Genomic DNA, 13812 nt, shown 5'->3' with positions numbered 1-13812 from the left:
GGTTAATGGCTTCTCCTCGTTTTATTCATCTACGTGTTCATAGTGACTATTCCATGATTGATGGGCTGGCAAAAACCGGTCCATTAGTCAAAAAAGTTGCCGCCATGGGCATGCCTGCATTTGCCATCACGGATTTTACTAACCTTTGTGGGTTAGTGAAGTTTTATGGTGCGGCTCATGGTGCGGGTATCAAGCCAATCATTGGGGCTGATTTTTATATGGAAAGTGAGCAACTGGGTGATGAGGTTGCTCACTTAACCGTTCTGGCTCGCAATAACGAAGGCTATCAAAACCTCACTTTACTCATCTCCGAAGCATACCAAAAAGGCTATGGCGCCATTGGTCCAACGATTCATCGCGATTGGCTTGTCAAACATAAAGAAGGTTTAATCCTATTATCAGGCGGGCGAAAAGGGGATGTGGGGCAATTTTTACTGCGCGGTAACCAAGCGTTAGTGGATGAAAGCCTTGAATTTTATCAAACATATTTCCCTGATGCTTATTATCTGGAGCTTATACGTACAGGTCGACCTGATGAAGAAAGCTACCTTCATGCGGCGGTTGAGCTGGCAACCCAGCGCGGCCTGCCTGTTGTTGCGACTAACGATGTCTGTTTTATTGAAAGCAGTGATTTTGATGCCCATGAAATTCGTGTCGCTATCCATGATGGTTATACATTAGCCGATCCGAAACGCCCTAAAAATTATAGTCCTCAGCAATACTTACGTACTGAAGAAGAGATGTGTGAGCTGTTTTCCGACATCCCTGAAGCATTAGAAAACAGTGTAGAGATTGCTAAGCGCTGTAACGTAACCATTCGTCTTGGTGAATATTTCCTGCCTAAATTCCCGACTGGGGATATGGAAACAGAAGACTTTTTGGTTATGCGTGCGAAAGAAGGCTTAGAAGAGCGACTCAAATTTTTATTCCCAGACGAAAAAGTGCGGGCTGAAAAGCGCCCTGAATACGATGAGCGTTTAGAAATAGAGCTTAATGTTATCAACCAGATGGGATTCCCTGGTTATTTCTTGATCGTGATGGAGTTTATCCAATGGTCGAAAGATAATGGTGTTCCTGTTGGACCAGGTCGAGGTTCAGGTGCTGGTTCTTTAGTCGCTTATGCCTTAAAAATTACAGATTTAGATCCTCTTGAGCTAGATTTACTGTTTGAGCGTTTCCTAAACCCTGAGCGGGTTTCTATGCCTGACTTCGACGTTGACTTCTGCATGGAAAAACGGGATCAAGTTATTGATCACGTAGCACAAATGTATGGACGAGATGCCGTATCTCAGATTATTACTTTCGGTACGATGGCTGCAAAAGCCGTTATTCGTGACGTAGGGCGTGTGCTTGGTCATCCATATGGTTTCGTGGATCGCATTTCTAAATTAGTTCCTCCTGACCCAGGAATGACTCTCGAGAAAGCGTTTGAAGTTGAGCCACAACTGCCAGAGATTTATGAGGCAGATGAAGAGGTCAAAGCGCTGATTGATATGGCGCGTAAGCTTGAAGGGGTAACTCGAAACGCCGGTAAACATGCGGGTGGGGTGGTGATTGCCCCAACTAAGATTACTGATTTTGCACCACTCTATTGTGATGCAGAAGGAAATAACCCAGTTACGCAATTTGACAAGAACGATGTTGAATATGCAGGGCTGGTGAAGTTTGACTTCTTAGGTCTCCGAACGCTGACCATCATTAACTGGGCATTGGAAATGATCAATGCCCGTCGAGCGAAGAAAAACTTAGATCCAATTGATATCGCTGCAATTCCATTGGATGACAAAAAAAGCTTCGATATGCTACAGCGCTCAGAAACTACGGCGGTATTCCAGTTGGAATCCCGCGGAATGAAGGATCTGATTAAGCGCCTGCAACCAGACTGCTTTGAAGATATGATCGCATTGGTGGCGTTATTCCGCCCAGGACCATTGCAATCAGGAATGGTAGATAACTTTATCGACCGTAAACATGGACGTGAAGAGATATCATACCCTGATGTGAATTGGCAGCACGAATCATTAAAACCTGTTCTAGAGCCAACTTATGGTATTATCCTATACCAAGAACAGGTTATGCAGATTGCTCAGGTGTTAGCGGGTTACACCCTTGGTGGCGCAGATATGCTGCGTCGTGCGATGGGTAAAAAGAAACCTGAAGAGATGGCAAAACAGCGCTCCGTTTTTGAGGAAGGTTCTATCAAAAATGGGGTAGATGGCGAATTGTCGATGAAAATCTTTGACTTGGTGGAGAAATTCGCCGGTTATGGATTTAACAAATCGCACTCGGCTGCTTATGCTCTCGTTTCATACCAAACCTTATGGTTAAAAGCCCATTATCCGGCTGAATTTATGGCAGCGGTAATGACCGCGGATATGGATAATACCGAAAAAGTGGTGGGACTGGTTGACGAATGCTGGCGTATGGGCTTAAAAGTATTGCCGCCAGATATCAATAGCGGGCTATATCACTTCCATGTGAATGATGAAGGTGAGATAGTTTACGGAATTGGTGCGATTAAAGGCGTCGGAGAAGGTCCAATTGAGGCGATCATTGAGGCTCGCCAACAAGGCGGGATCTTCAAAGAAATTTTTGATCTTTGTGCCCGAGTGGATATTAAAAAGATCAACCGCCGTGTGATGGAAAAACTGATCATGGCAGGGGCTTTCGATCATTTAGGTCCTCATCGTGCTGCGTTAATGTCTTCCCTTGAGGATGCATTAAAAGCTGCTGATCAGCATGCAAAAGCTGAAGCTATCGGGCAAGGCGATATGTTCGGTGTTCTTGCTGAAGCCCCTGAACAAGTTGAAAGCTCTTACGCAAGTGTACCGAAATGGCCTGAACAAGTCGTGCTTGATGGTGAGCGTGAAACATTGGGGCTGTATTTGACAGGTCACCCAATAACGCGATACTTAAGTGAGATAGAGCGTTATACGAATGGTTTGAGATTAAAAGATGTGAACCCAACCCCTCGTGGTCAAGTGACAACTGTGGTAGGTTTAGTGCTCTCTGCAAAAGTGATCACCACGAAGCGTGGGAACAGAATTGGGATTTGTACGCTTGATGATCGTTCCGGTCGTCTGGATATTATGTTATTTTCAGATGCGCTGGATAAATACCAACATATGTTGGAAAAAGACAATATTTTGATTGCCACCGGTCAGGTCAGCTTTGATGATTTCAATGGTGGTAATAAAATGACAGTGCGCGAATTGATGGATATCGGAGAAGCAAGGGAGAAATATGCGCGCGGCCTTGCAATATCGTTGTCCGATAAACAAATTAACGATCAATTACTGAATCGGCTTCGCAATGCTCTTGAACCTCACCGCTCAGGCACGATACCGGTTCATTTGTATTATCAGAAGGATGATGCCAGAGCTAAGCTCAAGTTTGGCGTTGTTTGGCGTGTGACACCCGTGGATCCCCTTCTGAACGACCTTCGAACTCTGCTGGGTAGTGAGCAGGTAGAATTAGAATTTGACTAAAATAGGAATATTATGAGTCTGGACTTTCTTGATTTTGAACAGCCGATTGCTGAATTAGAGGCGAAAATCGATTCCCTAACCGCAGTTAGCCGTCAAGATAACAATTTAGAAGTCAACCTAGATGAAGAGGTTGCCCGCTTACGTGAAAAAAGTGTTGAACTGACACGTAAGATTTTCTCTGATCTGGGAGCTTGGCAAATTGCTAAACTCGCTCGTCACCCACGTCGTCCTTATTCTTTGGATTATATTTCCCGTATTTTTACGGACTACCAAGAATTAGCGGGTGATCGTGCTTATGCCGATGATAAAGCGATTATTGGTGGTCTGGCTCGTTTAGATGGGCGCCCTGTGATGGTTATTGGTCATCAAAAAGGTCGTGAAACCAAAGAGAAAATTCGTCGTAACTTTGGTATGCCAGCGCCAGAAGGTTATCGTAAAGCACTGCGTTTAATGGAAATGGCTGAGCGTTTTAATCTGCCAATTATTACCTTCATCGATACCCCAGGTGCATACCCAGGCGTTGGTGCTGAAGAACGTGGTCAATCAGAAGCAATTGCACGTAACTTACGTGAGATGTCTCGCTTATCCGTTCCTGTGATCTGTACTGTAATTGGCGAAGGTGGCTCTGGTGGGGCATTAGCGATTGGTGTTGGTGATAAAGTGAATATGCTGCAATACAGTACTTATTCTGTTATCTCACCAGAAGGCTGTGCATCTATTTTGTGGAAAAGTGCAGATAAAGCACCATTAGCAGCTGATGCGATGGGAATTACAGCGCCTCGTTTAAAAGAACTGAAGTTAATCGACAGTGTGATCCCAGAACCTCTGGGTGGTGCTCATCGTAACTACGATGAAATTGCTGAATCTCTGAAAGCACAACTCACGCAAGACTTGAATGAGTTAGATACGTTGGATGTAGAAGCACTGAAAAATCGTCGTTATCAACGTCTGATGGGATATGGTTACTGCTAATTAGCTAACCTATTAAGTGCAATCCATTCTATTTTGAAACGGGAGTCGGTTTAGCCAGCTCCCGTTTTTTATTATCTTTAATATAAAATTGAATTAAGAAGTGAGTGGAATAAAGGGAAGATAATGGCGAAATCCTCACAGCATATTCTCGCAACAGTTCGAGAAAAAATCGGAAGCTACCGAAAAATTCTGGTTGGATTCAGTGGTGGTATCGACTCCACGGTATTGCTTCATGCTCTTTATCAGATAAAAATCAGTGAATTACCGTCATTAGAAATCCGCGCCATTCATGTTCATCATGGTTTAAATATACAAGCGGATAAGTGGGAAGCTCACTGCGCTTCATTGTGTCAGAAATGGGATATTCCATTTATTTGTCGACATGTGACGGTGGAGGGAAGCAATAAAGGGATTGAAGCAGCTGCTAGAGCCGAACGTTATCAAGCTTATCGCGAAGAGCTACTCGAAGATGAGATTATCGTGACGGCTCAGCATCTTGATGACCAAGCTGAAACAGTTATGTTGGCGCTTAAACGAGGAAGTGGTCCTACAGGGCTTTCTGCCATGCCGGAATCACTTGCTTTTCAAGCTAAATGTGGCAATACGGTCCTGCTACGCCCTCTACTCACGATTTCTCGTCATGCGTTGGAACATTACCGTGCTGAGCAGCAATTGCCTTGGGTTGAAGATGATAGTAACCAGGATGACCGTTATGATCGTAACTTTCTCCGTTTACATATCATGCCAAGGTTATCGGAACGCTGGTCACATTTTGCCAATGCAGTTTCTCGCAGTGCCTCATTGTGTGCAGAACAAGAAGCGCTATTGGATGAATTACTGCAAGATTCACTTGATGAGATTATCGATTATCGTGGCGGGTTATATATTGACGGGCTTGTTCACTGTTCAGTTGCCAAGCGTAACGCTTTAATCCGCAGGTGGATTGGTCTTCATCAGCTAGCCATGCCACCCTTTAATCAATTGGAACGTATATGGCAGGAAGTGGCACTTGCTCGGCAGGATGCAGAACCTATCTGTCGTTTGGGTAACGTGGAAATTCGCCGTTATCAAGGGGCTCTGTGGGTGGTTAAGCGCATTAATAGCCTGATGGGGAAACAATATCAGTGGAATTATCCTGAGGATTATTTATTACCTGAATCACTGGGGATGCTGGTTGTGATGGAGGGAGAAGGGCAGATCCGTCCCCCACAAGAAAACGAAGTTGTCACTATCCGTTTTGGTTTACAAGGTTCACTAAGTATTGTCGGTCGAAATCATTCACGTAGCAGTAAAAAGATTTGGCAAGAACTTGGTGTTGCACCATGGATGCGAGAACGAACGCCACTTATTTACTATAACGATACGTTAATTTGCGCGGTAGGGTGTTTTATTACACCTGATGGATTTGTGGGTGAGAACAATGTGGGTATTGCTATTGATTGGCAAAATTCTGAGCACTGGATAAATAACGGTGAGTTTTCAAGTGAGTTATTTCAGTAGCGGTTCTAAAATTAGAAACCCCTTATGACTGTGATTATCATAAGGGGTATAGAAGAAACTCAGAAAACGAGGATTAGTGAGAGTGGTCGACAACGATAGTGCCGATTTCAGGATGACTGAAGGATGAGATAATATCCAGTCGTAGCTCCTTGGTACCTTCCTGCGTAATTAGGACGAGGTACTCAATTTTTTTTCGTAGGAGCAAATCACTGGCTTGCCCTTCAATATTCTCGCCGTCATTAAGCTTAATTTGCAGCTTTAATTGACGCTGGCATGCGATTTCTAGATATTCGTAATCATCACAATTGATTGGTTGATATTCATTATCTGTAGACATATTCCCTCACCACTGTGTTAGTGGCGGTTATTGCCGCCTTGAACATGTTTGTCTTATCTAAAAACACTAAGCGTTTATCGACTCATCAAAAAGAACTAAGTCAGATGTGCTTCGTTCGATAATAGCATAGTAATTTAATAACTATAATCAGTGACGTGGGAAAAGGAAAATTCTTATTCATTAAACTGATGTCTTTAGCTGGTTATTTATCCTATTGTAAATTTTTGCATACCTTATTTTTTTATTCTTTGAGATGCTATGATGTCTTAATAAGCGAAACTGTGATAATTGAATGATCTGAAGGGAATTATAATGAAGAAAGCACTTTTATTGGCTCTTATTTCGGCGGGCGCCGTGGCACTATCCGGTTGTCAAAGTAGTGTGAATGAAGCGAATTTTGCACCTGTAGACCATGTTTATAGTGGTGTGCTTCCTTGTGCGGATTGTTCTGGTATTGAAGCGACATTATTGGTTAATCCAGATGGCAGTTATGTTGAGCAATTACTCTATTTAGAGACGCGTGAAGGCAACCAAATGTTCCATGAAACTGGAAATTGGTCCAGTGCTGACAGTGTATTAACGCTGACTAACTCAAAAGCAGAGCGTACCTACTTTGCTCAATCTCCAGATAATCAATCGATCACCCTGTTAGATATAGAAGGAAAGGCGATTGAAAGCTCAATGAACCATACATTGAAACAAGTTACGCCGAGTAAAAAACGCGGTGAATATCGTTATATGGCGGATGCTGCGGTATTTACTGAATGTGAATCTGGACGTAAATATGCGACATCAGGTATTGAGCTAGAAAAAGCATATAGTGATACTGATGTGGATGGCGGTACGCCAGTTTATTTAGAGGCGGATGGCTATTATTCTGTTCGCCCATCAATGGAAGATGGTCAATTTGATTCTGCATTTATTCCTACAGGGAATATTCAGTTTGATAAAACGAAATCTTGCAAATAATCTGAATTTATTCTGATCTCATCATAAAAAAGCTCAGAGACAGTGAACTGAACTCTGAGCTTTTATTATTTAAGGCTCAATTAACGATTATTTAGCTAATTTTTCTTTCAGGAAGCTAACCACGTTATCTAAGCCAACCAGTTGTTTATCATCACTACGGCGTGATTTATATTCAACTTGGTTAGTGTCTAAGTTGCGGTCACCAATAACGATAGTGTATGGAACACCAATCAGTTCCATATCTGCAAACATGACGCCTGGACGCTCTTTACGGTCATCGAAAATGACATCGATGCCTTGTGCTTTCAGGTCTGCATACAGTTTTTCTGCAACTTCTTTTACGCGATATGACTTATGCATGTTCATGGGTAAAATGGCGACATGGAATGGTGCAATAGCATCAGGCCAAATAATCCCACGGTCATCATGACTCTGCTCAATCGCAGCTGCGACGATACGCGTTACACCAATACCATAGCAACCCATTGTTACTATTTGATTATGACCTTCTTCGTTTTGCACTGATGCTTTCATCGCTTCAGAATATTTGGTGCCTAACTGGAAGATATGACCAACTTCAATCCCGCGTTTAATCAGCAGGGTACCTTTACCATCTGGGCTTGGATCACCCTCAACCACATTACGTAAGTCATAAACTTCAGGTAATTTCAGGTCACGTTCCCAGTTGATGCCAAAATAATGTTTGCCATCAATATTTGCACCCGCACCAAAATCACTCATCACCGCAACACTGCGATCAATGACGATTGGCATTGGCATATTGACAGGGCCTAAAGAGCCTGGACCTGCATTTACGACTTTACGGATTTCTTCTTCAGACGCAAATTGCAATGGGCTTGCCACTAACGGGTGTTTCTCTGCTTTTATTTCATTCAGTTCATGGTCACCACGAATTAATAGGGCAACTAAAGTATGACCAGAATCTTTTTCTGCATGAACAATCAGAGTCTTAACTGTTTTTTCGATTGGCAGATTAAACTGTTCAACTAATTCAGCGATCGTTTTTGCATTTGGGGTATCGACTAAATGCATTTCTTGGCTAGGTGCTGCACGCTGCACATTTGGTGCAACAGCTTCAGCAAATTCGATGTTCGCCGCAAAATCAGATTCGGTGGAGAACACTACGTCGTCTTCACCGCTTTGTGCCAAGACTTGGAATTCGTGAGAAGCATTACCACCGATAGAACCCGTGTCTGCGTGTACTGCACGGAAATCAAAGCCAATTCGGGTGAAAATCTTGCTATAAGCTTCATACATTGCATCGTAAGTTTCTTGCAATGATTCTTGGCTCGTGTGGAATGAGTATGCATCTTTCATGATAAATTCACGAGAACGCATAACACCGAAACGAGGACGAACTTCATCACGGAACTTGGTTTGAATTTGGAATAAATTCAATGGCAATTGCTTGTATGAAGTGATTTCGTTACGCACTAAATCCGTGATAACTTCTTCGTGAGTTGGACCTAAAACAAACGGACGCTCTCCGCGATCGACAAAGCGCAGTAACTCAGGACCATATTGTTCCCAACGTCCACTTTCTTGCCATAAGTCAGCAGGTTGAACGACGGGTAAAGATACCTCGATTGCGCCTGCATTTTCCATTTCCTCACGAACGATGTTTTCAACTTTACGCAGAACACGCACGCCAGTGGGTAACCAGTCATACAGACCAGAAGCAAGTTTACGGATCATCCCTGCACGCAGCATCAGTTTATGGCTGATAACTTCTGCATCCGCAGGGGTCTCTTTTAGAGTTGAGAGCAGATATTTGCTAGTACGCATTGTATAGGTTCCATTAGAACAACAAATTATGGTAGGCGTTGAGCCTACCCAATAATTTAAAGCTGCTAAGCAGCGGAATAAAGAGCTAGTCTACCAGTGACGATGCTTTGTCAAAAGAGGTTAACGCGATTTTTCGTTATGTTCGATGGCAAACACGTCAGTGATATTGTCAATCACTCGCCAGCGTACATTGAAATCTAATAAATGAACCGCGTAATCACGAGCTTCATTGGACTGTTTTTTATAGGCAGGACGAGGGTCTTGCTTTAATACTTGCTCAATAAAAGCCGCTAACCCAGGATAACGTGATTGATATTTAGCTAACTCAAGTTGAACGAGAGGGCTAAATATAACTTGCATATCTTCTGATGGAGCTTCTTGAGCATAACCGGCTTTCGCTGTTGTGACTGCTTCAGCAAAAGGAAGGTAAGGTTTGATATCCACCACGGGGGTTCCATCAACTAAATCAAGGCTACCAAGTTCAAGGATGACTTGGTGGTTATCGATAGTCACATCTTTTAACTCAACTAATGACATCCCAATTGGGTTAGGTCGAAATGTAGAGCGTGTTGCAAATACACCCATCTTATCGTTACCACCTAAGCGAGGAGGGCGCACTAAAGGTTTCCAACCCCCATCCATTGTTTGGTGAAAAACAAATAAAACCCAAATATGACTAAATTGAGTTAATCCTCTAACGGCATTTGGGTCATTGTAAGGCGAGTGTAGATGTAAGCGCCCAAAGCCGTTTTGGACCAGCCCAGGCTGGCGAGGAATGGCAAACTTTTCTTTATAAGGAGATTCGATATGCCCAATAACATTAAATTGAAAAGATTGCATAAGTTGATTATTCAACAATTTTAAGTGCACTACCTTCACATACCGTTGCTTGGTAACAACCCGGCGCTGATTTGGTTTGGCACTGATGTAATAACACGGCATCCGCAGCGATATAAGCGGCTTGCGTCAACATGCTGTTTTTTGCAGAGTCTAGATTAATAGGAGGACTCTTTGCATTTTTTCTGCATGACTCTCCAGAAACAATACCTAAATCACGAAATGGCATTCCTAATAATTCTTCAGGGCTGTTCATTAATTTAATGTTTTCTGCACTGACATCTTCTTCAGTTTCTACAGGTAAAGGTTTCGACAGTTTCATACTCGAAAACCCTTTATTCATGCTTGGACTGGTGTATTGATTAATTCCGCACCCAGCTAAAGCAAATGTAGCGAGGGCGAGCAAAAACAATCTCATAAATATTACCTTTTTATTATCTGCGCGAACGCATTAATTATGTAATCGGTTTAATAAAAAATGCTAGGTGACATAACGTCACCTAGCATTTTATACACATTCTATTTAAGAGAAAAGCTTACCAGCCTTTAACTGCACCACCATCGAATACTTCATTAGCTTTTTCTGCGACTTCATTAGATTGATATGCTTGAATAAACTTCTTCACATTCTCGCTATCTTTATTATCTTCACGGGTCACAATAATGTTCACGTATGGTGAATCTTTATCTTCAACAAACAGACCATCTTTTGCTGGAGTCAGTTTTGGTGTTGCGCTGCTTGCCCACGTTGTATTGATGATAGCCAATGCAATTTTTTGGTCATCCAGAGCACGCGGTAACTGAGGTGCTTCTAATTCAACAAATTTTAAGCCTTTTGGATTTTCAACAACATCCAATACTGTTGGCATTAAACCTGTGCCATCTTTTAACTTAATTAAACCTTGTTTTTGCAGTAACAGTAATGAGCGACCTAAGTTTGTCGGGTCATTCGGCAGAGCAACCTGCGAACCATCTGCTAGTTCATCAATAGATTTAATTTGTTTAGAGTATCCTGCGATTGGATAAATAAAAGTATTTCCAACAGGCACTAATTTGTAATTGCGATCTTTAATTTGTTGATCCAAATAAGGCTTATGTTGGAATGCATTAGCATCAATATCACCTTTGCTTAATGCTTCATTTGGTAATACGAAGTCATTGAAAGAGACGAGCTCAACATTCAGACCATATTTTTCTTTAGCAACTTTTTGTGCAACTTCAGCAACTTCAAATTCTTTGCCCATGATCACACCGACTTTGATGCTATTTGGATCTTTTTGTTTTTCACCACAGCCAGCGAGAGCTAATGTTCCTAACAGCGCGCCAACTACTGCAATTGATTTTAACTTAATAGACATAACTTACCCCTTTAGACACTATTTATAGCACCTTAACTACTGTGTAGCGTTTTTTGGCGCTGCTATTGTTTCTGACTATCTATATGACGGACTATTTATGTGACACTTTTTTCATTAGATATTCACCGGTGAACTGAATGATGAATACTAAGACAATTAATAGAACAAGTACGGTATTCATAACTAATGGATTATAAGTATAGTACCCATATTGCATTGCAATTTGTCCTAATCCACCAGAACCGACGGCACCGCCCATTGCTGAATAACCGACTAACATGATTAACGTAATGGTTGCTGCGTTAATTAATCCAGCTAAAGATTCTGGCAGTAATACTTTGCGAATAATCTGTAACGGAGTTGCGCCCATAGCGCGAGATGCTTCAATTAAACCATTTGGTACTTCTAACAATGCGTTTTCAACCATACGAGCAATAAAAGGAATTGCACCAACAGTTAGAGGAACTATCGCCCCTTCAATACCGATCGCAGAACCGACGATAAATTTGGTAAATGGGCTGATCCACACTAATAAAATAATAAACGGGATAGAACGGAAAATGTTTACTACAGCAGAAATCACACTGTATAAAACTTTATTTTCCATGACTTGACCACGACGAGTGACATACAGCAGGACGCCTGTCGGGATACCTAAAATAAAACCTAAAATTGCAGAAACGAAAGTCATGATAATGGTATCAATCGTTCCTGAAATAAGCAGTGAAATCATTCCCTCAGACATAACCTAAAACCTCAACTTTCACATGGTGCTCTTTCAAAAATGTAATTGTGGATTCCACGCTATCATGTAAACCGTGTAATTCAGCCAACATCACGCCAAATTTAACGCCACCGGCATAATCAATCTGAGAGCTTAAAATATTAATATCGATATCAAATTTACGAACAGCCATAGAAATTAATGGAGCATCTACGGATTGCCCTGTAAATTCCAGCTTCAGCAATGGAGATAAATCTTTACCTGGTTCACTTTGTAGGCGCTCTTTATAGTCATCCGGAATATCAATAACGAGTGTTGATTTAATAAATGCTTGAGCGACAGGTGTTTTCGGGTGAGAGAAAACTTCACTGACTTTATCTTGCTCGATGAGCTGACCACCGCTGATCACGGCAACTTGGTCGCAAATTCGTTTTACCACATCCATTTCGTGGGTGATTAATAAAATCGTTAACCCTAAGCGGCGGTTTATATCTTTCAGTAATTCTAAAATAGAACGAGTGGTCGCTGGGTCTAATGCGCTTGTTGCTTCATCACATAATAAAACTTTTGGTGAATTAGCTAAAGCGCGCGCGATAGCAACACGTTGTTTTTGACCACCAGACAGGTTGGCTGGATAAGCATCTTTTTTCTCAGATAAACCGACCAACTCCAGTAATTCATTAACACGCTGTTTAATCGTTTCTTTCGGTGTATTGTCTAACTCTAATGGCAATGCCACGTTATCAAACACAGAGCGTGAAGATAATAGGTTAAAGTGCTGAAAAATCATGCCAATACCACGGCGTGCTTTCGTTAGCGCTTTTTCTGGCAGAGAGGTTAAATCTTGCCCATCAACAATGACTTGCCCTGATGTTGGACGTTCCAGCATATTCACACAACGAATTAAGGTACTTTTACCTGCGCCGGATGCACCAATAACACCATATATTTGACCAGCAGGAACATGCAGGCTGATATCAGTCAGTGCCTGTATATTGCGGTTTCCTTGCTGGAACACTTTATTAATATTTGAGAGCTTTATCATTCTATCTTCTATTCTCTGACGAATTATATTTTAGATACTGTATCTAACATGTATTGGATGTTAAGGCGTCTAGACGTCTAAGTCAATAAAGTTTGATGGATTTATTCTATTCTCATTTCATTTCTTTTCGTGAGATACTAAAAACCATTTCAGTTTGAGGAGTAAAGCAGTGAGCAAAGGTATTCCAGCAGTCTTTCTAGATAGAGATGGCACAATTAATATCGATCATGGTTATGTACATCAAATCGATGATTTTGAATTTATCGAAGGCTCTATTGAAGCCATGGTTGAACTCAAGAAAATGGGATATGCATTAGTTGTCGTGACTAACCAATCTGGTATTGGGCGCGGTATCTATACAGAAGACCAGTTTATGAACCTCACTGAATGGATGGATTGGTCTTTAGCTGACCGCGGTGTTGATTTAGATGGTATCTATTTCTGCCCACATCATCCAGATGCAACAGTAGAAGAATATAAGCAAGAGTGTAATTGCCGCAAACCAAAACCGGGAATGCTATTAGATGCTCAGCAATTTTTAAACATCGATATGGCTTCTTCTATTATGGTTGGCGATAAACTTGCCGATATGCAAGCGGGTAAAGCGGCTCATGTTGGTATAAATGTGCTAGTGAAAAGTGGTGAGACCGTGACTGATGAAGCTATTACAAGTGCTGATATTGTGATTAATAGTCTTGCTGAGCTGCCAAACGCGCTAAAAAATATCAGAAAATAACCATTTTGAGTGATAAATCAACACTTAGAAATTATTTTTC

12 protein-coding genes are annotated in these 13812 nt (G+C 41.8%); 5 read left to right on the top strand and 7 right to left on the bottom strand.

The genetic code is table 11. The features are described 5' to 3' along the window. The first annotated feature begins 5 nt into the window (after positions 1–5). The 3 genes from dnaE (at position 6) to tilS (ending at position 5960) form a co-directional block, all read left to right on the top strand. Positions 6–3488: a DNA polymerase III subunit alpha gene (gene dnaE / locus PROVALCAL_RS06640; protein WP_039861722.1), complete on the top strand. Its 3483-nt coding sequence runs from the start codon at positions 6–8 to the stop codon at positions 3486–3488. Positions 3489–3500: 12 nt separating this feature from the next. Continuing rightward, positions 3501–4460, top strand: a complete 960-nt coding sequence (gene accA, locus PROVALCAL_RS06635) for an acetyl-CoA carboxylase carboxyl transferase subunit alpha (protein ID WP_006658394.1) — start codon at positions 3501–3503, stop codon at positions 4458–4460. 123 nt (positions 4461–4583) lie between these two features. Continuing rightward, on the top strand, positions 4584–5960 hold the full coding sequence (gene tilS / locus PROVALCAL_RS06630; protein WP_006658393.1) for a tRNA lysidine(34) synthetase TilS: 1377 nt from the start codon (positions 4584–4586) through the stop codon (positions 5958–5960). Positions 5961–6033: 73 nt separating this feature from the next. Here tilS and rof read toward each other — a convergent pair whose 3' ends face one another. Further along, on the bottom strand, positions 6034–6297 hold the full coding sequence (gene rof, locus PROVALCAL_RS06625) for a Rho-binding antiterminator (RefSeq protein ID WP_006658392.1): 264 nt from the start codon (positions 6295–6297) through the stop codon (positions 6034–6036). 312 nt (positions 6298–6609) lie between these two features. Here rof and PROVALCAL_RS06620 point away from each other — a divergent pair, with 312 nt between their 5' ends. Beyond that, positions 6610–7266 (top strand): copper resistance protein NlpE N-terminal domain-containing protein, encoded by a 657-nt coding sequence (locus tag PROVALCAL_RS06620; RefSeq protein WP_006658391.1) that lies wholly within the window; start codon positions 6610–6612, stop codon positions 7264–7266. 87 nt (positions 7267–7353) lie between these two features. Here PROVALCAL_RS06620 and proS read toward each other — a convergent pair whose 3' ends face one another. The 6 genes from proS to metN all read right to left on the bottom strand — a co-directional run bounded on the left by proS (position 7354) and on the right by metN (position 13036). Continuing rightward, positions 7354–9072, bottom strand: a complete 1719-nt coding sequence (gene proS / locus PROVALCAL_RS06615; protein ID WP_006658390.1) for a proline--tRNA ligase — start codon at positions 9070–9072, stop codon at positions 7354–7356. Between the two features lie 120 nt (positions 9073–9192). Beyond that, positions 9193–9912: a tRNA (N6-threonylcarbamoyladenosine(37)-N6)-methyltransferase TrmO gene (gene tsaA / locus PROVALCAL_RS06610; RefSeq protein WP_036962733.1), complete on the bottom strand. Its 720-nt coding sequence runs from the start codon at positions 9910–9912 to the stop codon at positions 9193–9195. A 7-nt stretch (positions 9913–9919) separates the two neighbouring features. Further along, entirely contained in the window at positions 9920–10327 is a 408-nt protein-coding gene (gene rcsF, locus PROVALCAL_RS06605; protein WP_006658388.1) for an Rcs stress response system protein RcsF, read from the bottom strand. A 118-nt stretch (positions 10328–10445) separates the two neighbouring features. Further along, complete coding sequence (locus PROVALCAL_RS06600; RefSeq protein ID WP_006658387.1) at positions 10446–11267, bottom strand: MetQ/NlpA family lipoprotein; 822 nt, start codon at positions 11265–11267, stop codon at positions 10446–10448. A 91-nt stretch (positions 11268–11358) separates the two neighbouring features. Continuing rightward, entirely contained in the window at positions 11359–12012 is a 654-nt protein-coding gene (gene metI, locus PROVALCAL_RS06595) for a methionine ABC transporter permease MetI (protein ID WP_006658386.1), read from the bottom strand. Then, entirely contained in the window at positions 12005–13036 is a 1032-nt protein-coding gene (gene metN / locus PROVALCAL_RS06590; protein ID WP_006658385.1) for a methionine ABC transporter ATP-binding protein MetN, read from the bottom strand. Before metN ends, metI begins: the two co-directional genes overlap by 8 nt. 169 nt (positions 13037–13205) lie before the next feature. On the opposite strand from metN, the gene gmhB reads away from it, so the two are divergent. Continuing rightward, the gene (gmhB, locus tag PROVALCAL_RS06585; protein ID WP_006658384.1) at positions 13206–13772 is read left to right on the top strand and encodes a D-glycero-beta-D-manno-heptose 1,7-bisphosphate 7-phosphatase; all 567 of its coding nucleotides are present in this window, start codon (positions 13206–13208) and stop codon (positions 13770–13772) included. The last annotated feature ends 40 nt before the right edge of the window (positions 13773–13812 follow it).

Origin of the sequence: Providencia alcalifaciens DSM 30120 (assembly GCF_000173415.1) — a bacterium.
GTDB classification, from domain to species: domain Bacteria; phylum Pseudomonadota; class Gammaproteobacteria; order Enterobacterales; family Enterobacteriaceae; genus Providencia; species Providencia alcalifaciens.
Note: the sequence above shows the minus strand (reverse complement) of the source record. Positions and strands in the feature narration are given on the sequence as shown.